Source organism: Streptomyces sp. NRRL S-244 (assembly GCF_000717915.1).
GTDB lineage: Bacteria > Actinomycetota > Actinomycetes > Streptomycetales > Streptomycetaceae > Streptomyces.
This window is the reverse complement of record NZ_JOCX01000004.1, coordinates 72,159-96,065: the sequence shown is the minus strand read 5'-3', so window position 1 is coordinate 96,065 and position 23,907 is coordinate 72,159. Positions and strand designations below refer to the sequence as shown.

Here is a 23,907-nt window from a genome sequence, read left to right as displayed (position 1 = left end):
GGCCGCGAGGCTACCCGCCCAGTTGGAGCGCATCGGCCGCCTCCTCCACCATGCCGAGGCCGAGCCGGCTGATCCGGACGGCGAACGGTTGCCCCAAGACCCGAAGGTCGCAGAAGCGCAGGGCTCCGAGGGGAGCGCCGGGCAGCGGGACGACGGCGACCGTGCCCGCGGGGGCGTCGGGGCGGAGCCCGGCGAGGGCGGTCAGCGCGTGCACCCCGGCGGCCGCGGCCACCGCGGCGGGGCGGCAGGCCGCCGGGTGCGGGAGCGGCGCGCTGCCCGCGGTGCGCTGCTCGGCGGCGTACATCTCCGGCATCCGGTACCCGAAGCTCTCCGCGGCGTCCAGCAGACCCCGCAGCAGACCGGCGGCCTCCTTCTCGAAGCCGGCCTGGGCCAGCCCGGCGACCGCCACGGCGCTCTCGTACGCCCGCACCGCGCCCGAGCGGTGACCGAAGGGGTTGTGGCCCGGCTCCCGGGACGCCATGCTCCGCAGCCCCCAGCCGGAATCCATGGCGGGGGCTCCGAGGAGGCGGGCGAGCTGCTCCGTGCGGACCCGGTCCAGCAACCCGGGGGCGAGCCGGCCGCCGCCCAGCAGGCCGGTGTCCAGGAGGTGGGCGGCGGCCCCCGTCAGCCGGGGCAGCGGCCGCCCGTCGGGGTGCAGGGCCGCGGCGGGCCGGCCGCCGTCCGGGCCGTCGACCCAGAACCCGTCCCGGAACCGCTTGCGGAGTGCGGCCGCCCACTCCTGCCACTCCTCGGCGCCGGGGCGCCCGCATCCGGCGAGCAGGTCGGCCCCGAGCAGCGCGGCCCGGTGGGCGTGGGCCTGGGTCTCGCAGCGCCGCGGCCCGGGATCGGGGTCGGCCAGGAAGCCGTCCGGCCCCAGGGCACCGCGCAGCCAGTCCAGGCACCGCTCGGCCGCCGGGAGGAGCCGGGCCACCTCCTCCTCGGGCAGCCCCCAGCGCCGGGCCTCGGCGAGCACGGCCGGGAAGGCGAGGGTCGCCTCGGTGCCGGTGCACCCGGGCGGCAGCTGCGGACCCGCCCCGCGCAGCGGCCCCGGGATCTTCCCGGCATCAGGGCCCCGGCCGCCGGTCTGGGTCCGGGCCAGGGTGCGCAGGGTGGCCGCCGCGAGCCCGGTGCCGAGCGGGAGCGCCATCCTGGCGGCCCACAGGGACTCCGCCGGAGCCAGCCCCAGCCGCCACGGCACACCGGCGGCGACGAAGGCGTCGGCCGGCTCCTCGCGATCCCGCATCAGCAGCGCACCGAGGTCCTCGACACTGCGGCGGAACCAGGTCTCGACCCTCGGGTCGTCCCCCTCGGCACGGGCGGCGGCCAGCGGGTTGGCCACCAGCCCGGCCGGGGCCCGTGAAATGCGGTCCTGCGTGGTCCGCAGCTCGATGGTGCGGGACTCGCCCGGCCCCAGTTCGAGCTGCCAGCGCAGCAGCCCCGCCGAGGCGAGGGCGTCGTCGGGGGCCGGCTCGGCGACGGTGATGGCCTGGGCCTCCCCGCTGCTCCAGCGCAGCCCGGCGGCGTGCACCCCCGCCGGCAGTTCGGGCCCGGCCCGGCCCGCGGCCACCGCGGCCAGCTCGGCCAGGTCGGTGCCGAGCAGCAGCTCCACCGGCAGGCGCAGCGGGCGGCCCGTGAAACTGCGCACCGTGATCCGCTCGGTGCCGTCCGCGTGCCGGACCCGCTCCACCCCGATGTCGGGATCGGGCCCCGCGTCGGCCCCGGTACGGACGGTCGCGGTGAAGGAGGCCCGGTCGGAGCCGAGGCTGCGCCCCTGGACGGCGACCGGGTCCCGGCCGCCGACCCGGAGCACGCAGCGGGAGAGCAGCCTGCGCCCGGAGCGGTAGATCCCGTCGATCCCCCGCCCGGTCAACTGGCCGTGCTCCGGCGAGATGACCAGGCAGGGCGCGGCGACGCAGATGACGGTGCCGTGCACGGGCGGCAACTCGGTCCTGGGGGCGGGCGGTACGGAGTGGGCCATGGGTCGCCTTGTCTGGGCTGTCTGCGCTCCGGCCTGCTTCGCTGGGCGGCGGCGCGGCCGGGCCCCCGCCACCCTCCAGCTGAACGGCCCCGCCCCCGCCCGGGTCACGGGCCCCGGTGGCGGCAGCGCCCGTACTGGGCCGTGCCGGTGACGGAGCCTGCGCCGCAGAGTGGCGACGGCGGCGTCCCGGATGCGCCGCGCGGAACTCCCCGCGCCCCGGCCCCGGTCCGGGCTCACTGCTCGCTCCCCGCGGTGCGGCGGGGCTCCCGGCGGGGCCGCGCCTCCCGGCGGCCCGGAGGGCGGGTGGTGGCCGCGGAGCGCTTGCCGCGCGGTTCCCGGCGCCGCCGCTCCTCCCGCAGACAGGCCCGCAGCCCCTCCGGGTCGATGCCCTCGTTGCAGGCGTGGTGGAGCAGTTGGGCGAAGCGGTAGTCGGCGTCGGCCCGCAGGGCCAGCCCCAGGGCGATCCGGGCCGTCGGCTCGTCCCCGGTGGACCACGAGACCCAGCCCGCGAGGGTGAGCGGGGCCGCCGCGTGCTCGCCGTAGGCCCCGACGCAGCGGCGGGCCAGCGCCCGCCACAGCCGCAGGGCGGGGGCCGCCTCTTCGCCCTCCATCCACTCGGCGGCGACGTCCCGGATCTCGCGGTCCTGGAGGCCGAGGATCACGGTGGCGGCCTCGTCGTGGCCGAGCAGCGCGTCGTCCCAGTCGTCGGCTCCCGGTCCGCCGTCCACGGGCGGGGCGAGGGTCATCCGCTGCATCAGGGTGCGGGCCAGCGTGACCGTCTCCGCGCCGACCTCCTCCCGGGTGGCCCCGTCGAGGATCTTCGGCACGAGGACGGCGGCCGCCCGGTCCAGGGCCCGCTCCATCTCCGCCACTGCACTCCCGCGCAGCGGTACCAGCCGGCCCTCGATCTCCCGGAGGGAGCCCCGGACCTGGAGTCCGGCGAAGGTCGCGGTCGCCGCCATCACCGAGGTGCCGGTCGCGGCCAGCGGGCTGCCCTCGGCGGGGCAGCACCGCTCGTCGGGACAGCAGTAGGACCAGTACCGGCCGGCGGAGATGCAGAGCGCCTCCATCACAGGCACGTCGAGGGCGCCACAGGCCAGCCGGATGCGCTGGGCCAGCGGCCGCAGCCGGGTCATGACCCGCTGGCCGCTCTCACCGTCCGCCGGGTCCTGGCAGAGGAAGACGACGATGCCGTCGGGCTTGGCACCGCGCCGCTCGCTGCCGCGGACCAGGCAGTCGGCGACCTGCCGGGCGGTGTCCTCCCATTCGGCCGGGGCCGTCGGGATGCCGACGCGGAGCCGGCCGCCGAAGCGCCCGCCCTCGCCGTGCACGGTGACCATGACGAGCGAGTCGGTCGGATGGAAGCCGAGCATGTAGGGCAGCGCGTCGGCCAGTTCGGCCGGGCTGCGCAGGGTGATCCGGGGGTCGAGGGCGGGTCCGGACGGGCTGATGGCGGGCCGGTCGGACGGGGTGCGTGAATCGCGGTCGTTCGTCATGCCCCGACGGTCCCGCGGACGATCAGATCCCGAAAGCCCTGTGGATAACTCTTGACCGTTCAACATCCACAGGTTCGGGCCGCACTTGACGTGCTGCCAGAGTCATCGGATTCCATGGGGGCATGAACACACATCCGTCACGTCCGCCACGCCCTACTTCCCGCCGACCGGCAGCCGGTCCAGGGCCGCCGGGAGTTCCGCGCGCCGGCGGATGCCGAGCTTGCGGTAGGCATGGGTGAGGTGGGTCTCGACGCTACGCCGGGCGAGGTGCAGGAGTTCGCCGATCTCGGAGTTCGTCCGGCCGCCCGCGGCGAGTTCCGCGATGCGCCGCTCACTGCCGGTCAGCGCGGCCGGGCCGGTGTACGACGTCGCGGTGCGGCCGCATCCCGTTCCGCATGGCGCCGCCCGCACTGGCGGGTGTCGTTCATCGCGGTGGGTACGGGCCCGCTCTCGCCCGAGGTGGCCCGGCGCCCGGGATCCCGCGAGGCCGGGCACTCGATGAACGTGTGGATCAGCCTGCGGGTTGACGAGGCGAAGGAGTTCGGCCTGCCGCTGCCGCCGGGGATGACGCCGGGGACTTCGTCGAGAAGCCGACGCAGACCGACGCGGACGGCAACGAGGTGGACGTCGAGCGCCACCTCCCCTTCGGCGGCAAGGGAGCCAACGTCGCGCTCAGCCGGCTCGACACCCGGCCCATGCTGCGGGCCGTGCTCGACCTGTTCACCACCGACCCGAGCCTGGCCGGCTATCTGCCCGCGTTCGGTGCCGCCGCGCCCGCCGAGAACACCAGCCGCGCGGAGTCCGAGGCCCAGCGGCGCAACTAAGCGGCCGCAGCAGTTCGCGGTCGGTGGGCGGACTGGTCCTCGGCCAGGCCGGCTCGTCCCCGGCGTGCTGTCGGGTTCGGCCCGCTACGAGCGGCACGGCATCGGCACCCGCCGCAACCAGGCGGGACCCACGGGCCGTACGGACATCGTCTCCAACGGCTCCGACACGGCGAGCGCCTTCGAGGCGGCCCTGAAGCTGGACGTGGACGTCACCGTGACCTCCCGGCCCCGCAAGCTGGCCCGGAGCCTCACGCCCGACACGCCGGGCCGATCGGTTCCGGACCCCGAGCCGGTGGCGTCGTTGGACCTCAGGGAGCAGGGCGTACGGCTGCTCACGCCGACCGAGTTCACGGTGGACCGGCGGGGAGGGACCGGATCGACTCGATCGCCACGGTCCGCCGGGCGCAGCCCGCCGCCGCGGAGCACGCCGTCAAGGCCGAGGGCATCGGCGATCTGGCCACGCTGCTCCTGCGGCCGTCCGTCGGCGAGCCGCTGCGGGACTGGCAGCTGGTCGAGACCCGGGGCGGAGAGCCGATCCGCGCCCTCGCCCTCCGGCTGCTGTCCCGGGCGGCCGCCGGCAACAAGGGCGTACGCGAGGACCCGGCGCTGGCGACGGAGGGGCTCGCGCCGCGGCTGGCGATCGAGGAGCGGTTCGGCGAGCGGGCGATCCAGGGGCCCTGCGGCAGGCCGCGTCCTCCGGCTGGGTGGTGAAGAACCTCCGCTACCCGCGGCGCCTCGCAGGCCTGAACGGCGCCGTCGGCACCCGGCTGGTACCGGCCAACCCGAGGCTGCTGCACAAGGGCGCGGGCCCGGGCACCGAGACCTTCGTGCTCGGCGGCCAGCAGTCCGGCGGGCAGCGGGGCAAGGTCACCACCCACACGGTGCAGTTCGGCGTCACCGCGCGCGGCTCGAGCACCGCGAAGGCCGGCACGACGCTGCCGGCCGCGGCGGGAGTCTGGCTGACGGAGGCACAGCTGCCGCCGCAGATACGGGAACAGGTGCGCAAGCGGAAGCCGGTACCGGCCGCCACGGCCCCCGCCCCGGCCCCGGCCACCCCGAGCACTCCGCCCCCCGCGCTCCACCGGGACCGCGCCCTCGGATTCGGCATGATCGAGGAACCGCCCGACTTCGTCCCGCTGCTCGAGAAACTGCGTACGAGCCTCGCCGGGGGGACGCGCCCGGACCTCGTGCACCATCTGCTGCCCCGGCCGCAGCTCAAGGACCGCAACGACAACGTGCAGCGGCTGCTGCGCGTCCTGGACCGGGACGGTTCCGCCGGGCTCCTGTCCAGCGCCATGGACGGCGGCGCCACCGTCGAACTGTTCGACGGCCGCGACACCCCGTACTGGGCGGTGTTCGGGATCGAGCGCACGGGCGACGGCACGTACGCGCAGGACGCGGACGACGGCCGCGACATGGAGTACATCACCTCGGCCGTCTCGCAGCAGGCCGCCTCCCACGACAAGGCCTCCGTCGCCGGAGTCGAGGGCATCGTCGGCGGATCGGCCAGACCGGACAACGGCCCCGGGCAGTCGAAGAGCCTGGGCGGTGCGGGCGGTCTCGGGTACGCGAGCGGCAACTCACGGCGCAGCGGCGCCGTGAGCCGCGGCCAGCTCGGCATGAAGTCCGCCGCGGGACGGCTCTGCGAAGTCGGCGAGGATGAACCTGCCGATCCGGGCGAAGCTCGAACTGTACAAGGGCGACACCCGGTTGGCGCTCGCCCGGATGAACGGCCTGAAGCTGACCCACCGCATCCTGCGCAAGGACCTGGAGGCGCTCTCCCGCGTGCGGCCGGTCCCGGCGGCGCCCCTCGTCGCGCCGCCCGGCGCCGCCGGCGGCGCGGTCCGGCTCAACCAGCTGCTGGCCAACGGGGGCGGCTCGGGCGGCGCGACCGACGCGGCGGCGAACTCCGCCGGCTCGCTGCCGCCGCACAAGCCGAAGACGAAGGCGGTCCTGGTCCAGTTCACGGTGGACGTGGGGGTGGTGGCCACCGTGACCGACAGGCTCACCGGGAAGCTGGGCGCCGCGGCCACGGCGGTACGGGAGACCACCCCGTCGCAGCCGGCGGTGATGCGCATGCCGGAGCCCGTGGTCCGCCGCATGCTGGCCGCCCAGGGCGACCGCGTACGGGACCCCGGAAACCACCTGGCCCCGGCCGCACCCCACCCGCCGCCCATGAGGTCGTGCGCCGCGCGCTGTCGCTCAGCCGGCCGTCGCGAGGATCAGCGGGAGCACCTGGCCGCCGCCCGCCCGGCGAAGCAGGCGGGCGGCGACCGCCAGGGTCCAGCCGGAGTCGGAGTAGTCGTCCACGAGGAGGACGGGCCCGGGCGACTGCGCCAGGGCGGCGGCCAGTTCCTCGGAGACGGCGAACGTGTCGGACAGCGCCTTGAGCCGCTGGGCGGAGTTGCTGCGCCGGGCCGCGTGCGCGCCGCCCGGCCCGGTGTACGTCAGGGTGCCCAGGTACGGGAGGCGGCCGATGCTCGCGATCCCCTGCGCGAGGGAGCCGACGAGCTGCGGGCGGGCGAGGGACGGCACGGCGACGACGCCCACGGGCCGGTCGGAGGCGTCCGGGACACCGGGGGCCCAGCCGCCCGCGGAGCGCGCCCAGTCGGCGAGCACGGCCACCGCGGCGTGCAGGACGTCTTCGGGGACCGGCCCGTCGGGGGCGTTCTCGGCGAGCAGCGGGCGCAGCCGGTTGCCCCAGCCGATGTCCGAGAGCCGGCCCAGGGCCCGTCCGGTGGAGCACTGCTCCCCGGCCGGGATGCGCCCCTTGACGTTGACGCCCAGGGCCGCCATGCCGGTCGGCCACATCCGGCGCGGCTCCACCTCCACCCCCGGGCGCTCCAGTTCCTTCGCCGCGCCGGTCAGGGTCTCCGCCGACACGGAGGAATCGGCCCAGGCGCCCGCGCAGTTGTCGCACCGGCCGCACGGGGCCGCGCCCTCGTCGTCCAGCTGCCGGCGCAGGAACTCCATGCGGCACCCGGACGTGCTGACGTAGTCGCGCATGGCCTGCTGTTCGGCGGCCCGCTGGCGGGCGACCCAGGCGTACCGCTCGGAGTCGTACGTCCACTCCCGGCCGGTGGAACTCCAGCCGCCCTTGACCCGCTTGACGGCTCCGTCGACGTCGAGCACCTTGAGCATGGTCTCCAGCCGGGTGCGCCGGAGCTCCACGGCCGCCTCCAGCGCGGGCACGGACAGCGGCCGTCCGGCGTCGGCGAGGGCCGACAGGGTCTGCCGTACCTGGGCCTCGGGCGGGAAGGCGGTGTCGGCGAAGTAGCGCCAGATGGCCTCGTCCTCCTTGCCCGGCAGCAGCAGGACCTCGGCGTGCTCCACGCCTCGCCCGGCGCGGCCGACCTGCTGGTAGTACGCGATCGGCGAGGACGGCGAACCGAGGTGGATCACGAAGCCCAGGTCGGGCTTGTCGAAGCCCATGCCCAGAGCCGAGGTCGCGACCAGCGCCTTGACCCGGTTCGCCTGGAGGTCGTCCTCGGCCTGGAGGCGGTCGGCGTTCTCCGTCTTGCCCGTGTACGAGGCCACCGGGAAGCCGCGCTGGCGCAGGAAGGCGGCGGCCTCCTCGGCCGCGGCCACCGTCAGCGTGTAGATGATCCCCGAGCCCGGCAGCTCGTCCAGGTGCTCGGCGAGCCAGGCCAGCCGGTGCGCGGCGTCCGGCAGCTCGACCACGCCCAGGCGCAGGCTCTCCCGGTCCAGCGGGCCGCGCAGCACCAGGGCCTCGCCGGCCCCCGTGCCCAGCTGCTCCGCCACGTCCGCGGTGACCCGGGCGTTGGCGGTCGCGGTGGTGGCCAGGACCGGGACGCCGGGGGCGAGCTCGGCGAGCATGGCCCGCAGCCGGCGGTAGTCGGGGCGGAAGTCGTGGCCCCAGTCGGAGATGCAGTGGGCCTCGTCGACCACGAGCAGACCGGTCGTGGCCGCGAGCTTGGGCAGCACCTGCTCGCGGAAGTCCACGGAATTGAGGCGTTCGGGGCTGACGAGGAGCACGTCGGTCTCGCCGCGCTCGACCTCCCCGTAGATGGCGTCCCACTCCTCCGGGTTGGCCGAGTTGATGGTCCGGGCCTGAATACCGGCCCGGGCCGCCGCCTCGACCTGGTTGCGCATCAGCGCCAGCAGCGGCGAGATGATCACCGTGGGTCCGGAGCCGCGCCGGCGCAGCAGCGCGGTGGCGACGAAGTACACCGCCGACTTGCCCCAGCCGGTGCGCTGCACCACCAGAGCCCGCCGACGCTCCTCCACCAGGGCGGCCACGGCCTGCCACTGGTCCTCCCGAAGCCGCGCCCCGCTCCCCGGGGCGCCGACGAGCTCGGCGAGGATGGCATCGGCTTCGGTGCGGAGCTCCAGGTTGTCCATGCCCCCATGCAACCGGATGGCACGGACAATCGGCCAATTCACCCAGCGTGAGAAGATCGTCGCGGACGGTCCACGTGTCGGACGGGCGCTCCACCCGGCCTCGACCCTGTCCTCGAAGGGGTGTTTCCGCTGGTACTGGGGCTTCCACCGCAGTCGAATGAGTCATCTTCGCCCTGACGGGGCAAGGATATGAACGGCATACCGGCGAATTCCGGTCGGCGGCGCCAATTGCTCGTTGCCGCATGCTCACGGGCCACGCGAGAATTGGGCTGCTCCCGCCCGGCTCGACGGCGCTCTTCAGGGCCTCGCCGCGGCGCGCCCGTACGACAGCTGTGCCCGTCTGCGGGCGTGTACCCGAAGGGAGGACCGTGGCCTTCGGATTCGCCCCGCCCTCGTCGTCGTCACTGACAACGGCAGCCGGCGGCGCCAGCCGGCACGGCAGACTGGTGGAACCCGCCGAGTGGACGGCGGCGGGCATCCCCCTGCTGCGCAATCCGCGCGAGGTCGTCCACGGGCTGCACTCCCGGCACGGCCCGGCCCCCTCGACCGCGGTGATCGCCGTGCTCGGCCCCGAGGAGCGGCTCGTCGCGAGCGCCTCCTTCACCCGGCGCTCGGCCTCGGCCGACGGCTGGGAGTACCGCAACGCCCTGCTCGCCGCGCTGCGCCGGGTCATCCCGCACGACCTGCGGCGCCGGACCCCGGTACGGACGGCGGTGCTGCTGTACTGCCGCGAGGGCGACGAGCGGTGGACCGAGGAGGACGGCGCCTGGATGTGGGGACTGCGGGACGCCTGCACCCTGCACGGGCTGCGCTGCGGCGCGTACATCACGCTGACCCGCGGCGGCTGGCAGGTGCTGGGCGAGGGCCGGGGCGGCCGGCATCCCAGCTCCGACTCGCGACCCGAGCACCTCGGCGACGCCGTGTCCGAATTCCCCCCGGTGACCCTGCGCACCGGCGGCGGCGCGACCGAGGTCCTGCGGCGCCGTACCGCCGCGCGCTGAGGTCCCGCGGCGCGCCGGAGCCCGCCGTACGCGAAGGCCGCCGTACGCCGGAGCCCGCCGTACGCGAAGGCCGCCGTACAGCGAAGCCCGCCCGCGCGCCGCACCCGTACGACGGCCCGCACGCGGGCAGCCCCCGCGGCCGCACACCCTGGATCGGGCGTACGGCAGGTCAGGCCTCGGGCTTCAGCGGGGCCGGTCCGACCGACCCCGCCCCTTGCCCGCGCCGGGTACGGGGCGTCAGACGCCCGTGCCCAGCACGGAGTTGATCTGCTGCGGGTCGCCGCACACGATCAGCAGCGCGCCGGCCCGCGCGAGCGCGGTCGGCAGGGCGGCGGCGGTCGCACCGGCCGCTCCGCCGTTGGCCGCGAAGACCACGACGGGACGGCCCGCGGCGCGCTCGGCCTGCGCCGCGTCCGCGTAGAAGACGTCGTCCCCGGCGTCGTGCAGGGCCCAGTACGCGGCCTCGCCGAAGGACAGCTCGTGCGCGGCCCACGGGTGCGGGTCGCCGGTGGTGAGCACCAGGATGTCGCCGGGCGCGCGCCCGGTGTCGAGCAGCAGGTCGACGGCCTCTTCGGCCGCGTCCAGCGCACCCTCCGCGGAGGCCGGGATCAGCTGGATCTGGGGCACCGCCGCGGAGACGGACGGTGCGGTGGGGGCTACGGGTCCAGGGGTGGCCTGCGGCGCACGCTGCGCGGGCGGTGCGGGCCTGGGAGCCCCGCCCGTACGGCTCGCCGCCGCGGGGGAGGGACCGGGGCGCCCGGGCCGCGGAACGGCGGCGGGACGCGGACCAGGTACGGGGCGGGGGGTCTGCGCGGTGCGGCTCGCGGCCGGCGTGACGCGGGGACCCTGGGCACTCTCGTGAATCTGAGGCTCCTCGGGGGTGAGAGGCATGAGTTGATGTCTATCAAACACCGGTACGAAACGTACCGGTGGGTGGCACGTGGGTGCGATCAGAAATCGAAGCCGAGTTGGCCTCCGTTTTCCAGCTCCGTCGCTTCCTCGCTGCGCCGCACCTTCTTGAGGTGGCGCCACTTGGGCAGCCCGTCGAGGTACGACCACGAGAGCCGGTGGTGCGGGGTGGGCCCCAGCTCCTCAAGTGCGGCCCGGTGCACCGGCGAGGGGTATCCGGCGTTGTCGCCGAAGGCGAACTCCGCACACCCGCCGCCCTGTCGGCCGAGCTCGGCCATCATCCGGTCGCGCCTGACCTTGGCGATCACCGAGGCCGCGGCGACGGCGACGCAGGACTGGTCGCCCTTGATCACCGTACGGACCCGCCAGGGCGGGCCGAGATAGTCGTGCTTGCCGTCGAGGATCACCGCGTCGGGCCGCACGGGCAGCGCCTGAAGGGCGCGCTCCGCGGCGAGCCGCAGCGCGGCCGTCATCCCGAGTGCGTCGATCTCCTCCGGGGAGGCGTGCCCCAGCGCGTACGCGGTGACCCAGTCCTCCAGGACGTCGAGGAGCGCGTCGCGTCGTTTCTGGGTGAGCAGTTTGGAGTCGGTGAGACCTGCGGGCGGCCGGCGCAGACCGGTGATCGCCGCGCACACGGTGACGGGACCGGCCCAGGCCCCTCGTCCGACTTCGTCGACCCCGGCGATGACCTTGGCGCCGGTGGTTGCACGGAGGGAGCGTTCGACGGTGTGGGTGGGTGCTTCGTACGGCATGGCGCCAGCAAGGGTACGCCGCCCCGCGTCGCCTGCACACCCCGCCCCGGGTGGAGTCCGTACGGCGTCTCACGCCCTGAGCAGCGGCACCATCACCTGATCGATCATTTCCGTGATGTCCGCATCCGTCCATTCGCTCCCGCACACCTTCGCGCGGTACATCATCATGGCCGGAATGACGTCGGCGACGAACGGACTCGCCGCATCCGGCCGTACGTCACCCCGCTCGATCCCGCGCTGCACAAGCTCCCTGATCAAGTGGTGGGCGGGCTCGTGCAGCCCGGCCCGGACCACGTCGTGGAACCGGCCCGCATGGGCGTGGTCGCATTCGTGAAGGACCGCGCGCAGCGCCTGACCGGCGCGTGACTCCATCACGTCACGCATCCGCAGACACAACCGGAGGAAGTCGCCCCGGAACGATCCGCCGTCGGCGATCTCCCCGATCGGCGGCAGCCCCGCCCGCAGCACCTCGGCCACCAGGTCGGCCTTCGAGGGCCACCGCCGGTACACCGCCGCCTTGCCGGTGTGCGCACAGGCCGCGACGCCCTCCATCGTGAGCCCGTTCCAGCCGACCGTGCTCAGCTGCTCCAACGCCGCGTCGAGAATCGCCCGTTCGAGTTCCGGACCGCGCCTGCGGCCCGGTGACGCAACTGACCAGCGCGAACCCACCATCACCCTCCACCTCCGACCGATCCACGCGCCCCTCGCACGCGTTTTCAGCCTTAGTGAACGGTTGCGTTCACTAACCCGGGGCTCCTACCGTGGTGCCGCAGTGAACGGCTGCGTTCACTATTTCACTATGGGGGGATCCTCGGTGAAAAGCTCTCCACTCGCCACGCCCCGGATACCGGGCGCGGCCCGCCGGGAAGGGCGGCCCGGCGTGGCACTCGCGGTCATCGCCGCCTGTCAGCTCATGGTCGTCCTCGACGCGACGATCGTGAACATCGCACTCCCGCACATCCAGACCGCCCTCTCCTTCTCCACCACCGACCTGTCCTGGGTGATCAGCGCCTACACCCTGGCCTTCGGCGGCCTCCTGCTCCTCGGCGGCCGGGCCGGCGACATCCTCGGCCGGCGCCGCGTGTTCCTGACCGGCATCCTGCTCTTCACCCTGGCCTCCCTGCTCGGCGGCTTCGCCGAGGAGCCCTGGCAACTGCTGGCCGCCCGCGCCCTCCAGGGGGTCGGCGGCGCGATCGCCTCGCCGACCTCGCTCGCCCTGATCACCACGACCTTCGCCGAAGGCCCCGAACGCAACCGCGCGTTCGGCGTGTTCGCCGCCGTCTCCGCGGGCGGCGGCGCGATCGGCCTGCTGACCGGCGGCATGCTGACCGAGTGGCTCGACTGGCGCTGGGTGCTCTTCGTCAACGTGCCGATCGGCCTGCTGATCGCCGTGCTCACCCCGCTCTACATCACCGAGTCCGAGCGCCACCCGGGCCGCTTCGACGTCGCGGGGGCCCTCACCTCCACCGGCGGCATGGCCTCGCTCGTCTACGGGTTCATCCGCGCCTCCGAGGACGGCTGGCGCGACACGGGCACCCTCGTCTCCTTCGCCACGGCCGTCGTCCTGCTCACGCTCTTCGTGGCCATCGAGTCGCGGGCCCACGATCCGATCATTCCGCTGCGGATGTTCGCCGACCGCAACCGCTCCGGCACCTACCTGATCATGCTCGGTCTCGCCGCCGCGATGTTCGGGATGTTCTTCTTCATCGTCCAGTTCGTACAGAACGTGCTGGGCTTCTCCCCCATCCAGTCCGGGCTCGGCTTCCTGCCCGTGACCGTCGCGATCGTCACCGCCGCCGGGCTCTCGCAGCGCTTCCTGCCGCGCTTCGGCCCCAAGCCGTTCATGGTCGCCGGATCCGCCCTCACCGGCATCGGCCTGGCCTGGCTGACCTTCATCCGCACCGACAGCTCGTACGTCTCCGGGGTCCTCGGGCCGATGCTGCTCTTCGGCTTCGGCATGGGCCTGAACTTCGTGACCCTCACCCTCACCGCCGTCTCCGGAGTCGCCCAGCGGGAGGCAGGGGCGGCCTCCGGGCTGCTCAACGCCAGCCAGCAGGTGGGCGGCTCGCTCGGCCTGTCGATCCTGGTCACCGTCTTCGGCACGGCCAGCCGGAACGAGGGCGCGAAACAGATGCCGGACTTCCTGGAGCACGCGGACCCCGACCAGATGGCGGCCTTCAACGAGACCAAGCGGATGGCCGACCCCTGGGGGGACATCGTCCTCACCCAGGGCATCTCCACCGCGTTCATCGCGGCCGTCGCCATGGCCGGACTCGCCCTGGCCACCGCCCTGCTGGTGATCCGGGTGCGCAAGAGCGACCTGGAGGCCCTGAACGGCGCCGTCGCGGAGGCCGGTCCGGCGGCCTGAGGCGTGCGGGGCGGCGTACGGGGCTCCCGGCGCGGGAGGTGGTGTCGCGCCGGGGTCCTCGTACGGGATCGGGCTGGCGTCCGGCTGCTTCCGCCGGCCGCTACTCGGTGCGGCTGTGGAAGGTGCCCAGGCTGCGGCACACCTCGTACGAGGCCGTCACCGGGCGCTCACGGAGGATCTGGCGGGCCCGGTACTCGCCGAGGCTCATCGCGTACCAGGGCACCTGACCGCGGCTCGCCAGCTCGTTGTTGATCCCACGCAGGGCGCAGGAGCGGCGGGGTTCGGGCAGCCGGTCCAGCGCGGGCACGGCGTCCGCCGACAGGGACTGGAAGTAGGCCAGGTCGAGCGTCTCGGCCCGGTCGAGCTCGGCGGCCTGCTCGAAGCGGGCCACGTTCTTCTCCGCGACCAGCCCGTCCGGGGACAGCAGCCCGAAGGCCAGGACGGCGGCGGCCGCCCCGGCCGCGACCGCGCGCGGCAGCCAGCGGGCGCCGAACACGCCCGCGGCCATGATCAGTACGACGACCAGCCCGAGCCAGAGCTCCATCGCGGCCACCGACACGCGCAGCCGGGTCAGCCCGTACGCGTCCACGTACAGGTCCATCCGGCGCAGCGCGGAGGCGACCACGACCAGGGTCAGGGCGCACAGCGTGCCGAGGACGACGCGGACGAACCGCCGGTCGCCGGCTCCGGCGCGCGGGGCCCAGCGCAGGGCGAGCGCGATCACGACGAGGGTGAGCAGGGTGGCCCAGAGCAGCTGCCAGAAGCCCTGGCGGACGTACGCGGCGTAGGTGAGCCCGGTGCTCTCCAGGACCTTGTCGTAGCCGCCGAACAGGACGGCCAGCTGGACGGCGTTGAAGCCGGCGAAGAGCAGGTCGAGCACGATGAGCGGAAGGGCCCATTCGACGCGGGAGCGCGGCTTTCCGGGCGCGATCCGGATCCGGTCCCAGCGCGAGGGCGCGGCGGCGGCGCGGGCGGCGGCGAGCGCGAGTACGGCTCCGAGCAGGAAGAGAACGAAGCGCACCGGTCCGTCGCCGAGGGAGATCTCCGGGGTGAGCGCGTCCAGCAGGTCGGCGAAGGCCGCGTCGGCGGAGGCGAACAGGGTGCCGAAGAGCACCAGCAGGACGAGGGCCACGGCGGCGGCCTTGGCCACGGGCAGCCAGCGGGCGCGGTCGACCCCGCTGCCGCGCGAGCGCAGGCCGCTCCAGGCCCAGCGGATCCCGAGCACGGTGGAGTCGACGAAGCCGAGCGGGCTGAGCAGCACGCCGGGCCAGGTGCGGCTGCCGTGCAGGGCCAGCGCGCCGAGCAGGACGGCGGCGAGCAGTGCGAGGGTGGCGGGCCAGCCGGCGTCGCGCAGCGCGGGTACGGCGAGGAGGGCGGCGCAGCCGACCGCCCAGGCCACGCTCCAGGGCCGCGCGCGCCGCCGGGCGGCCCGGGCGGCGAGGTACGCACCGGCCATGGCGGGCACGAAGGCGATCAGCAGCCCGGGGCCCAGGCCGTCACCGAGGAACAAGGCCGAGGCGAGGCCGGCCGCCACGGCGGCGAGCAGGACGGCGGTGGGTATGGGTGCGGCCCGGGCGGGGCGCGCGGCCTCGGCCCACGCGAGCGGTACGACGGACCAGGCCCCGGACTTCGCCCGCTGCTGGCGGACTTGATAGGCCTGCCACGCCTTGGGCTCCCACCCGGGCGGCGCCCCCGCGCCGGGCCCGTCGGCCGCCCCGCCGGCAGACCCGCCCGTGTGCCTCCCGGCGGCCTGCGCCGGGGCTCCCGTCGGCGCGGCACCCGTCGGCGCGGCCCCCGCGCCGGTGTCCGCGACGGTGTCCGCGACGAGCCCTGTGGGCGGGTCGGCGGGCGGGCCTCCGGTCGCGTCGCCGGGCGCGCCGTCGGTGTTCTCTGGCATCGGGTTCCCCTCCCCTGTCGGCCGGCCGCGTCGTCACGACGGAGGCGGCAGCGCGGTCAGGTTAGGCCCGTGACGTGCGGGTTCAGCCCGACGGGAAAGCCCCTGTGGCAGGACCGTGACAATCGAAACGGCCCGTATCGCCCGGCCGCGCGCCCCACCCGCGCGCCGCCCGGACACCCCCTAGTGCGCCGCCGTCTCCGGCAGCCAGGCCGGCAGGGCCTCCGTACGGGCCAGCCAAGCGGCGGGCAGCACCGCGTCGCCGCGCGCGCCCAACACCCCGCCGACAATGGCGCAGGTCGTGTCCACGTCCCCGCCCACCTGCGCGGTGGTCCAGAACGCCCGCTCGTAGTCGTCCAGCGACCGCGCCGCCGACCACAGAGCGAACGGCACGGTGTCGTGCGCGCTCGTACGCCGCCCGCAGCCCAGCACCGCCGCGACCGTCGTCGCGTCCCCGTAGTCCAGCATGTCCCGCGCCCGCCGCAGCCCCGCGCCCACCGCACTGCGCGGCACCAGCGCGATCACCCCGTCCAGCAGGTCCCCGGCCTTCGGCGGACCGGCCGGGGCCGCCGCCAGTGCGGCCGCCGCCGCCACGGCCATCGCCCCGCACACCGCCTCGCGGTGCTGGTGCGTGGTGTAGGCGGAAATCTCCGCCTGGTGCGTGGCCTGCTCCGGATCGTCGGCGTACCACGCACCCAGCGGCGCGATCCGCATGGCCGCGCCGTTGCCCCACGAGCCCTGCCCGTTGAACAGCTCGGCGGCCAGCGTGCGCCAGTCCTCGCCCTCCCGGACGAGGCGGAGCATCCGGTTGACGGCGGGCCCGTAGCCGCGGTCGAAGTCGTGGTGGTGGGCGAAGGAGCTCGCCAGGGCGTCCTGGTCGATGCGCCCGTGCGCGGCGAGGACGGCGACCACCGAGCAGGCCATCTCGGTGTCGTCGGTCCACTGCCAGGTCCCGGTGCCGACGGGCAGCTCGCGGCGCTTGAGGAGGGGGTAGTTCACGGGGACGAAGTACTGGGAGCCCAGGGCGTCACCCAGCGCCAGCCCGCGGAGGCTGGCCATGGCGCGTGTGTAGCGCCTTTCGGAAACGGAGTCAGCGGTCATCCCGCGTCAGTTTAGCCGTCCAGGTCATAAGGCTCCGGTGTGGTCCACCTCTCAAATGGGCGGTCCATGCGGTAGCGGCCGTCCGGACCCAGCAGGAGCACCCGGAACTCACCGTTCCCGGGGTTGGACAGGGCCTCGAACTCCGCCACCGACCAGTGGAACCAGCGCATGCAGAAGAGCCGCATGGTCAGCCCGTGCGTCACCAGCAGCACGTTCGGCGGGTGGTCCGGGGCCTCGAAGCTCCGGTAGAGGCTCTCCAGGAAGGACCCGACCCGGTCGTACACGTCCGCGCCGGACTCCCCCTGCGCGAAGCGGTAGAAGAAGTGCCCGTACGCGTCGCGGTACGCCTTCTGCAGTCGTACGTCGTCCCGGTCCTGCCAATTCCCCCAGTCCTGCTCGCGCAGCCTCGGCTCCTCGCGCATCCGGACGCTCGCCGGGTCCAGCCGCAGCTCCCGGAAGGTCTGGAGGGTGCGGCGGTACGGGGAGACGTACGCGCTGATGGCCTCGTCCCCGAACAGCTCGCGCAGCCGTACGCCGGCCTCGGCGGCCTGCTCGCGGCCCTGGCGGGTCAGCCGCAGGGCGTGGTCGGGCTCCCGTTCGTACACCGTGTCATCGGCATTGCCCTCCGATTCCCCGTGCCGGACAAGGACGATGCGCCGTGGTCGTGCCATTCCCCGACCCTATGCGGCGGCCGGCGGACCGGGCATCCGGGGCTCGCCGGTCGGCCCGCCGATCGTCGTACGGTCATACCGTCCAGGACGATTCGAGGTCGACGACGTCCCCCGTGAGGGCTTCCACGTCGGCCTCGGTCTGGGCGCGCAGCGAGAGCCGCTCGACCCGCTCCTGCCGGTATTTGCCGTGCTCGGCGGCGGCATGCCACATCGAGAGCACCAGGAACTCCCGGCCCGGCGCCTCCCCGAACAGGCCCCGGATCATTCCGGGTGAGCCGGCCATCGCCGGGTTCCACACCTTCTCCTGCATGAGGGCGAAGTGGTCCACGCGGCCCTCGCGCACCCGGGTGTGGGCCACCCGCACGACATCCGCGTCGGTGAAGCGCGGCTCGAAGCCGGTCTTCACGTCGAAGCGGTGGTCGAAGAGCGTGACCCGCGCGTTCGTGTAAGTCCCGGTCTGGGACGCGGCCAGCCGATCGTGCGAGCGGGCCATGAAGGAATCGTAGAAGGAACGGCTCTCCCAGAACGCGAAAACATGCGCGACCCCCTGCCGCCCCCGGCTCCAACCGCCGCCCTGTCCCCGGAATCCCGGCTCGCCAGGCAGCCCCGCCCATTTACGCTGCCCGCGCTCGAACCCGCGTCGGTCCGTCACCGTGCAGCGAATCCACTTGACCAGCACCGCGCCATCGTACGGGCCCGGCGCGGCCCCGGTCAGTCCCCAGCGCGGTTGATCCGCACCAGTTCCTCCGCATCCCGCCCGGACAGCCGAAGCCCGAACTCCCGGTCGAGCAACGGGAGCAGCTCGTCGGGGTCCACGCAGCGCCGCTCGACCCGCCCGTCGGCAAACAGCCGGGTGAACTCCCGCCCCACAAGCGCCCGGCGAACGGGGTGGTGGACGCGGTCGCCCGGCTGCTGGACGACGATCCGCCCGACGAAGACGGAGCGCGGGTGGGAGGAGCTGTAGTGGTTGAGCAGGACGTAGTCGACGGGGTGGTAGCGCTGCGGGGAGAACGCGTACAGGTCCCGCCAGGTGCCGTCGCGCAGCATGGACAGCGCGAGGATCCCCTCGTCCTCCTCGCGGACGGCGTACGTCCACTCCCCCTGCACCACTTCGGCTCCGGGCCGCGCGAGCGGGACGGGCTCGCGCGGGCCCTGGTGGCCGAACCCGGCATCGCACAGCCAGGGTTCGCCCTCGACGGTGACGACGAGGACGGCGTGCGTCACCGCGAGCAGGGAGTCCCCCCGGGTGCGGTTGCGAGCGCCGCGCCCGGAGACCTCGAAGCCGACCCGCTCCAGGGCGGCGGCCAGCAGCGAGTTCTGCTCGTAGCAGTAGCCGCCGCGGCGGCCGTGCACGAGCTTGTCCTCCAAGGCCTTGACGCCCAGCTCGACGGGGCGGCCGAGCAGCACGTCCAGGTTCTCGAAGGTGATGGCACCGACGTGGGCCCGGTGCACTGCGTACAACGTCTCGAGGTCCGCCCGGAGTTCCCCGTCCTCCCCGACCGGTCCGTCGTATCCGATCCGCGCCAGATAGGCGTCCAGATCCAGCTGGTCACCGCTCCACATGTCTCCCCCGTTCCCGGCTCCCGTTCGAGAACCTGTCGACGAAGGGGACCGGCCTGCGGCCGGTCCCCTTCGTGTACTGCCGTTCAGCTGTTGTCAGCTACGAGCGCAGGCTACGCCCGGCGTCAGCTGCAGCCGCTGGTCGAGCCGCAGCCCTCGCAGATGTAGCAGGAGCCGGCGCGCTGCATCTTCGTACCGCACGAGAAGCAGAGCGGGGCGTCGGCGGAGACGCCGAGCTGCATCTCGACGAGTTCGGCGTTGGAGTGCGCCGTCTTCGGGGCCTGGACCTCGACGACCGCGACCGGCTTCGGGGCCGCCGGGACGGCGGCCAGCGGGGCCGACTGGGCCAGGGACTCCGTGTCGAGGTCGTCCTCGAGCGGCTCGTACGAGCCGGTGTCCAGGTGGCGCTGACGCTCCTCGGCGGTGTGGATGCCGAGCGCCGAGCGGGTCTCGAAGGGCAGGAAGTCCAGCGCCAGGCGGCGGAAGATGTAGTCGACGATCGACTGCGCCATCCGCACGTCCGGGTCGTCCGTCATGCCGGCCGGCTCGAAGCGCATGTTCGTGAACTTCGAGACGTACGTCTCCAGCGGGACGCCGTACTGCAGACCGACCGAGACGGCGATCGAGAAGGCGTCCATCATGCCCGCGAGGGTCGAACCCTGCTTGGACATCTTCAGGAAGACCTCGCCCAGGCCGTCGTCCGGGTAGGAGTTCGCGGTCATGTAGCCCTCGGCGCCACCGACCGTGAAGGAGGTGGTGATGCCCGGGCGGCCCTTGGGGAGGCGCTTGCGGACCGGGCGGTACTCGATGACCTTCTCGACCGCCGCGCGGATGGTGTCCTCCGCCTTGGCGGTGACCTCCTCCTTCTCCTCTTCCTTCTTCTTCGCGGAGAGGGGCTGGCCGACCTTGCAGTTGTCGCGGTAGATCGCGAGCGCCTTGACGCCCATCTTCCACGCCTCGAAGTAGATCTCCTCGATCTCCTCGACGGTCGCCGTCTCCGGCATGTTGACCGTCTTCGAGATCGCGCCGGAGATCCAGGGCTGGATCGCGGCCATCATGCGGACGTGGCCCATCGCGGAGATGGAGCGCTCGCCCATGGCGCAGTCGAACACCGAGTAGTGCTCGGTCTTCAGGCCCGGGGCGTCGACGACCACGCCGTGCTCGGCGATGTGGGCGACGATCGCCTCGATCTGCTCCTCCTGGTAGCCCAGGCGGCGCAGGGCCTGCGGGACGGTGCCGTTGACGATCTGCATCGAGCCGCCGCCGACGAGCTTCTTGAACTTGACCAGGGCCAGGTCCGGCTCGACACCGGTGGTGTCGCAGGACATCGCGAGACCGATGGTGCCGGTCGGCGCGAGGACGGAGGCCTGGGAGTTGCGGAAGCCGTTCTTCTCGCCGAGGCGGATCACGTCCTGCCAGGCCTCGGTGGCGGCGGCCCAGATCGAGTTGTCCAGGTCCTCGGTGCGCGGCGCGACGGCGTTTGCGTCGGCGTGCTGCTTCATGACGCGCTTGTGCGCCTCGGCGTTGCGGGCGTAGCCGTCGTACGGGCCGACGATGGCGGCCAGCTCGGCGGAGCGCTTGTACGCGGTGCCGGTCATCAGCGAGGTGATCGACGCGGCGAGGGTGCGGCCGCCGTCCGAGTCGTACGCGTGGCCGGTCGCCATCAGCAGGGCGCCGAGGTTGGCGTAGCCGATGCCGAGCTGGCGGAAGGCGCGGGTGTTCTCGCCGATCTTCTGCGTCGGGAAGTCCGCGAAGCAGATGGAGATGTCCATCGCGGTGATGACGAGCTCGACGACCTTGGCGAAGCGCTCGGCGTCGAAGGACTGGTTGCCCTTGCCGTCGTCGTTGAGGAACTTCATCAGGTTCAGCGAGGCGAGGTTGCAGGACGTGTTGTCCAGGTGCATGTACTCGCTGCACGGGTTCGACGCGGTGATGCGGCCGGACTCGGGGCAGGTGTGCCAGTTGTTGATCACACCGTCGTACTGGATGCCCGGGTCGGCGCAGGCCCACGCGGCCTCGGCCAGCTTGCGGAAGAGCGCCTTGGCGTCGACCTTCTCGATGACCTCGCCGGTCATGCGGGCGCGCAGGCCGAACTCGGTGCCGTTCTCGACGGCCGTCATGAACTCGTCGTTCACGCGGACGGAGTTGTTGGCGTTCTGGTACTGGACGGACGTGATGTCGTCGCCGCCCAGGTCCATGTCGAAGCCCGCGTCACGCAGGGCGCGGATCTTCTCCTCTTCCTTCACCTTGGTGGCGATGAAGTCCTCGACGTCCGGGTGGTCCACGTCCAGGACGACCATCTTGGCCGCGCGGCGGGTGGCGCCGCCCGACTTGATCGTTCCGGCGGACGCGTCGGCGCCGCGCATGAAGGAGACCGGACCGGAGGCGTTGCCGCCGGAGGAGAGGAGCTCCTTGGAGGAGCGGATGCGGGAGAGGTTCAGGCCGGCGCCGGAGCCGCCCTTGAAGATCATGCCCTCTTCCTTGTACCAGTCGAGGATCGACTCCATGGAGTCGTCGACGGCGAGGATGAAGCAGGCGGAGACCTGCTGCGGCTGGGGCGTGCCGACGTTGAACCACACCGGGGAGTTGAAGCTGAAGATCTGGTGCAGGAGGGCGTAGGTCAGCTCGTGCTCGAAGATCTCCGCGTCGGCGGGGGACGCGAAGTAATCGTGGTCCTCGCCGGCCTTCGTGTACGTCTTCACGATGCGGTCGATGAGCTGCTTGAGACCGGTCTCGCGCTGCGGGGTGCCGACCGCGCCGCGGAAGTACTTGCTGGTGACGATGTTGACCGCGTTGACCGACCAGAAGTCGGGGAACTCGACGCCACGCTGCTCGAAGTTCACCGACCCGTCACGCCAGTTGGTCATGACGACGTCACGGCGCTCCCAGCTCACCTCGTCGTACGGGTGCACGCCGGGGGTGGTGTGGATGCGCTCGATCCGAAGGCCGCTCTTGGCAGTCTTGGTCCCCTTGGCGCGGGAACCTCGTGCCGAGCCGCTCGCCGTCTCTGTCATGCCGCTTCCTCCCATATGCGGGCAAAAACGCCCTAAAGTGCCAGCGTTATTCCGCGGCACGGCCTGTCTTGTATCTACGTTTCTTCGCCTGGCTGTCCCGGGCTGCGGCCGCGCTCCACTGCGGCCGCCCGGTCAGTCGGCGGCGGAGGCGGGCACGGGGACCGGAGCGGTCCCCCCGGGCTCGCACTCTTGGGGGTGAGGCCGCGGCACGCGGAGTTCCGCGATGGCGGTCTCGAAGTCTTCGAGCGTGTCGAACGCCTTGTAAACGGACGCGAACCGCAGGTACGCGACCAGGTCGAGCTCCTGCAACGGGCCGAGTATGGCCAGACCCACGTCGTGGGTGGTCAGCTCGGCGCTTCCGGTGGCGCGCACCGCCTCCTCGACCCGCTGGCCGAGCTTGGCGAGGGCGTCCTCGGTGACCGGCCGTCCCTGGCACGCCTTGCGCACGCCGGAGATGACCTTGGTACGGCTGAAGGGTTCGGTCACCCCGCTGCGCTTGATCACCATCAGCGAGGCCGTCTCCACCGTCGTGAAACGACGGGAGCAGTCGGGGCACTGACGGCGCCGACGGATCGACGTGCCGTCGTCCGTGGTGCGGCTGTCGACGACGCGGCTGTCGGGGTGCCTGCAGAAGGGGCAGTGCATGGTTCCCTCACCCTCCCTCTTGGCACGACTGAATCACCTCGCGGGGCCCCTGAACGACCGAGACGGGTCTCTGTCGGGGGCTCGCGAAGCAGCCACCAGCATATGCGATGCCGAGGGCCTCGGCGGACCGGGGACCACAACTTCTGGGCGGCAGCGCTCATCCAACCACTAGATCTTGGGTTGTGGTGGATTTACTTCGTTCCGCGTGTCGCTGGGCGCGATGCCCGGACGGCGGCATTTCCGGTGCCACACTGGGCACAGGACCGGAAGGTGGCGATCCGACCGGGAAGGGTACCGTAAGCGGCGGACGCCGGACCGAACCCGCGTTCGGCGGACCGATCGTCCATACACCCCTCGATGTGCCCAGGTTGGACGATCCGCGTTTTTTCACTCGAACGTGTGTTTGGCGCAACCTTTCGAAAGCTACTACCGTTGTCCAGCTAGGGAGAACATTTCGAGAGGGGCCGCCGACGTGACCACCACCGCAGACAGTGCCACCATCACTGCCCAGAACCGCTCCCAGAGCCGACTCGAGCCGGTGCATCCCATGAACGACGCAAGTCTGAACCCGGAGGCGGAGCCCGCGCGCCCCGCGCGCTCGCTGCCAGGGCGACCTCCAGGCATCCGCGCCGACAGCTCCGGGCTCACGGACCGGCAGCGGAGGGTCATCGAGGTCATTCGCGACTCGGTGCAGCGGCGCGGCTACCCGCCGTCGATGCGGGAGATCGGCCAGGCGGTCGGCCTGTCCAGCACCTCGTCGGTCGCCCACCAGCTGATGGCCCTGGAGCGCAAGGGCTTCCTGCGCCGGGACCCGCACCGCCCCCGGGCGTACGAGGTCCGCGGCTCCGACCAGCCCAGCTCGCAGCCCACGGACACCACCGGCAAGCCCGCCGCCTCGTACGTACCCCTGGTCGGCCGGATCGCGGCCGGCGGCCCGATCCTCGCCGAGGAGTCGGTGGAGGACGTGTTCCCGCTCCCCCGCCAGCTCGTCGGTGACGGCGAGCTCTTCGTCCTCAAGGTCGTCGGCGACTCGATGATCGAGGCCGCCATCTGCGACGGCGACTGGGTCACGGTCCGCCGCCAGCCGGTCGCGGAGAACGGCGACATCGTGGCCGCGATGCTCGACGGCGAAGCCACGGTCAAGCGCTTCAAGCGCGAGGACGGGCACGTCTGGCTGCTCCCGCACAACGCCGCCTACCAGCCGATCCCCGGCGACGAGGCGACCATCCTCGGCAAGGTCGTCGCGGTACTGCGCCGGATCTGACCCTCGTCGCTTCCTAGCCAGCCCCCGGGACCCACTGCGCCGGTCCCGGGGGTTGTTTTGTACCCCGT

General features: G+C 73.2%; 18 protein-coding genes and 1 pseudogene. 4 read left to right on the top strand and 15 right to left on the bottom strand.

Features of this window, described 5'->3' with window-relative positions; all coding sequences use genetic code 11:
- Positions 1–10: 10 nt before the first annotated feature.
- The 3 genes and pseudogenes from IF02_RS0106480 to IF02_RS0106470 form a co-directional block, all read right to left on the bottom strand.
- Positions 11–1,978, bottom strand: coding sequence for a glycogen debranching N-terminal domain-containing protein (locus IF02_RS0106480; protein ID WP_030154299.1), 1,968 nt, complete (start codon positions 1,976–1,978; stop codon positions 11–13).
- A gap of 233 nt (positions 1,979–2,211) precedes the next feature.
- Positions 2,212–3,474, bottom strand: a complete 1,263-nt coding sequence (locus IF02_RS0106475) for a DUF4192 domain-containing protein (RefSeq protein ID WP_234318113.1) — start codon at positions 3,472–3,474, stop codon at positions 2,212–2,214.
- Positions 3,475–3,627: 153 nt separating this feature from the next.
- Positions 3,628–3,834 (bottom strand): annotated as a pseudogene (locus IF02_RS0106470) (helix-turn-helix domain-containing protein); the annotation flags it as partial.
- A gap of 260 nt (positions 3,835–4,094) precedes the next feature.
- On the opposite strand from IF02_RS0106470, the gene IF02_RS0106465 reads away from it, so the two are divergent.
- The gene (locus IF02_RS0106465) at positions 4,095–4,298 is read left to right on the top strand and encodes a hypothetical protein (protein ID WP_030154296.1); all 204 of its coding nucleotides are present in this window, start codon (positions 4,095–4,097) and stop codon (positions 4,296–4,298) included.
- 1,580 nt (positions 4,299–5,878) lie between these two features.
- On the opposite strand, the gene IF02_RS0106450 is transcribed toward IF02_RS0106465, so the two are convergent.
- Entirely contained in the window at positions 5,879–6,400 is a 522-nt protein-coding gene (locus tag IF02_RS0106450; protein WP_158708462.1) for a hypothetical protein, read from the bottom strand.
- A 100-nt stretch (positions 6,401–6,500) separates the two neighbouring features.
- Positions 6,501–8,660, bottom strand: coding sequence for a RecQ family ATP-dependent DNA helicase (locus IF02_RS0106445; RefSeq protein WP_030154293.1), 2,160 nt, complete (start codon positions 8,658–8,660; stop codon positions 6,501–6,503).
- Between the two features lie 368 nt (positions 8,661–9,028).
- On the opposite strand from IF02_RS0106445, the gene IF02_RS0106440 reads away from it, so the two are divergent.
- Positions 9,029–9,661 carry a hypothetical protein gene (locus IF02_RS0106440; RefSeq protein ID WP_030154292.1) on the top strand — a complete coding sequence of 211 codons (633 nt, stop codon included), beginning with the start codon at positions 9,029–9,031 and terminating at the stop codon, positions 9,659–9,661.
- Between the two features lie 237 nt (positions 9,662–9,898).
- Here the strand turns inward: IF02_RS0106440 and IF02_RS0106435 are convergent, their stop codons facing one another.
- From IF02_RS0106435 to IF02_RS0106425, 3 genes are all read right to left on the bottom strand, one after another.
- A complete protein-coding gene (locus IF02_RS0106435) occupies positions 9,899–10,552 on the bottom strand; it encodes a hypothetical protein (RefSeq protein ID WP_030154291.1) in 654 nt (217 codons plus the stop codon).
- Positions 10,553–10,611: 59 nt separating this feature from the next.
- On the bottom strand, positions 10,612–11,322 hold the full coding sequence (locus IF02_RS0106430; protein ID WP_030154290.1) for a ribonuclease HII: 711 nt from the start codon (positions 11,320–11,322) through the stop codon (positions 10,612–10,614).
- Between the two features lie 69 nt (positions 11,323–11,391).
- Positions 11,392–11,994 (bottom strand): TetR/AcrR family transcriptional regulator, encoded by a 603-nt coding sequence (locus tag IF02_RS0106425; RefSeq protein WP_030154289.1) that lies wholly within the window; start codon positions 11,992–11,994, stop codon positions 11,392–11,394.
- A 142-nt stretch (positions 11,995–12,136) separates the two neighbouring features.
- Here IF02_RS0106425 and IF02_RS0106420 point away from each other — a divergent pair, with 142 nt between their 5' ends.
- Entirely contained in the window at positions 12,137–13,690 is a 1,554-nt protein-coding gene (locus tag IF02_RS0106420) for an MFS transporter (protein WP_078621940.1), read from the top strand.
- Between the two features lie 100 nt (positions 13,691–13,790).
- Here the strand turns inward: IF02_RS0106420 and IF02_RS0106415 are convergent, their stop codons facing one another.
- From IF02_RS0106415 to nrdR, 7 genes are all read right to left on the bottom strand, one after another.
- Positions 13,791–15,587 carry a DUF4173 domain-containing protein gene (locus tag IF02_RS0106415; protein WP_051695904.1) on the bottom strand — a complete coding sequence of 599 codons (1,797 nt, stop codon included), beginning with the start codon at positions 15,585–15,587 and terminating at the stop codon, positions 13,791–13,793.
- Between the two features lie 180 nt (positions 15,588–15,767).
- Complete coding sequence (locus IF02_RS0106410; protein WP_030154286.1) at positions 15,768–16,685, bottom strand: ADP-ribosylglycohydrolase family protein; 918 nt, start codon at positions 16,683–16,685, stop codon at positions 15,768–15,770.
- A gap of 11 nt (positions 16,686–16,696) precedes the next feature.
- Positions 16,697–17,356, bottom strand: a complete 660-nt coding sequence (locus IF02_RS0106405) for a histidine phosphatase family protein (RefSeq protein WP_030154285.1) — start codon at positions 17,354–17,356, stop codon at positions 16,697–16,699.
- A 73-nt stretch (positions 17,357–17,429) separates the two neighbouring features.
- Entirely contained in the window at positions 17,430–18,035 is a 606-nt protein-coding gene (locus tag IF02_RS0106400; RefSeq protein ID WP_030154284.1) for a YdbC family protein, read from the bottom strand.
- Between the two features lie 32 nt (positions 18,036–18,067).
- A complete protein-coding gene (locus IF02_RS0106395; RefSeq protein WP_030154283.1) occupies positions 18,068–18,919 on the bottom strand; it encodes an arylamine N-acetyltransferase family protein in 852 nt (283 codons plus the stop codon).
- Between the two features lie 122 nt (positions 18,920–19,041).
- Positions 19,042–21,930 carry a vitamin B12-dependent ribonucleotide reductase gene (locus IF02_RS0106390; RefSeq protein WP_030154282.1) on the bottom strand — a complete coding sequence of 963 codons (2,889 nt, stop codon included), beginning with the start codon at positions 21,928–21,930 and terminating at the stop codon, positions 19,042–19,044.
- 132 nt (positions 21,931–22,062) lie between these two features.
- Positions 22,063–22,575: a transcriptional regulator NrdR gene (nrdR, locus tag IF02_RS0106385; protein WP_030154281.1), complete on the bottom strand. Its 513-nt coding sequence runs from the start codon at positions 22,573–22,575 to the stop codon at positions 22,063–22,065.
- Positions 22,576–23,047: 472 nt separating this feature from the next.
- Here nrdR and lexA point away from each other — a divergent pair, with 472 nt between their 5' ends.
- Entirely contained in the window at positions 23,048–23,839 is a 792-nt protein-coding gene (lexA, locus tag IF02_RS0106380; RefSeq protein WP_030154280.1) for a transcriptional repressor LexA, read from the top strand.
- Positions 23,840–23,907 lie beyond the last annotated feature (68 nt).

Bases quoted from the DNA above. Each gene is read 5' to 3' on its own strand.
- IF02_RS0106480 (WP_030154299.1), bottom strand. From the start codon at position 1,978: ATGGCCCACTCCGTACCGCCCGCCCCCAGGACCGAGTTGCCGCCCGTG.
- IF02_RS0106475 (WP_234318113.1), bottom strand. From the start codon at position 3,474: ATGACGAACGACCGCGATTCACGCACCCCGTCCGACCGGCCCGCCATC.
- IF02_RS0106450 (WP_158708462.1), bottom strand. From the start codon at position 6,400: ATGCGGCGGACCACGGGCTCCGGCATGCGCATCACCGCCGGCTGCGAC.
- IF02_RS0106445 (WP_030154293.1), bottom strand. From the start codon at position 8,660: ATGGACAACCTGGAGCTCCGCACCGAAGCCGATGCCATCCTCGCCGAG.
- IF02_RS0106435 (WP_030154291.1), bottom strand. From the start codon at position 10,552: ATGCCTCTCACCCCCGAGGAGCCTCAGATTCACGAGAGTGCCCAGGGT.
- IF02_RS0106430 (WP_030154290.1), bottom strand. From the start codon at position 11,322: ATGCCGTACGAAGCACCCACCCACACCGTCGAACGCTCCCTCCGTGCA.
- IF02_RS0106425 (WP_030154289.1), bottom strand. From the start codon at position 11,994: ATGGTGGGTTCGCGCTGGTCAGTTGCGTCACCGGGCCGCAGGCGCGGT.
- IF02_RS0106415 (WP_051695904.1), bottom strand. From the start codon at position 15,587: ATGCCAGAGAACACCGACGGCGCGCCCGGCGACGCGACCGGAGGCCCG.
- IF02_RS0106410 (WP_030154286.1), bottom strand. From the start codon at position 16,685: ATGACCGCTGACTCCGTTTCCGAAAGGCGCTACACACGCGCCATGGCC.
- IF02_RS0106405 (WP_030154285.1), bottom strand. From the start codon at position 17,356: ATGGCACGACCACGGCGCATCGTCCTTGTCCGGCACGGGGAATCGGAG.
- IF02_RS0106395 (WP_030154283.1), bottom strand. From the start codon at position 18,919: ATGTGGAGCGGTGACCAGCTGGATCTGGACGCCTATCTGGCGCGGATC.
- IF02_RS0106390 (WP_030154282.1), bottom strand. From the start codon at position 21,930: ATGACAGAGACGGCGAGCGGCTCGGCACGAGGTTCCCGCGCCAAGGGG.
- nrdR (WP_030154281.1), bottom strand. From the start codon at position 22,575: ATGCACTGCCCCTTCTGCAGGCACCCCGACAGCCGCGTCGTCGACAGC.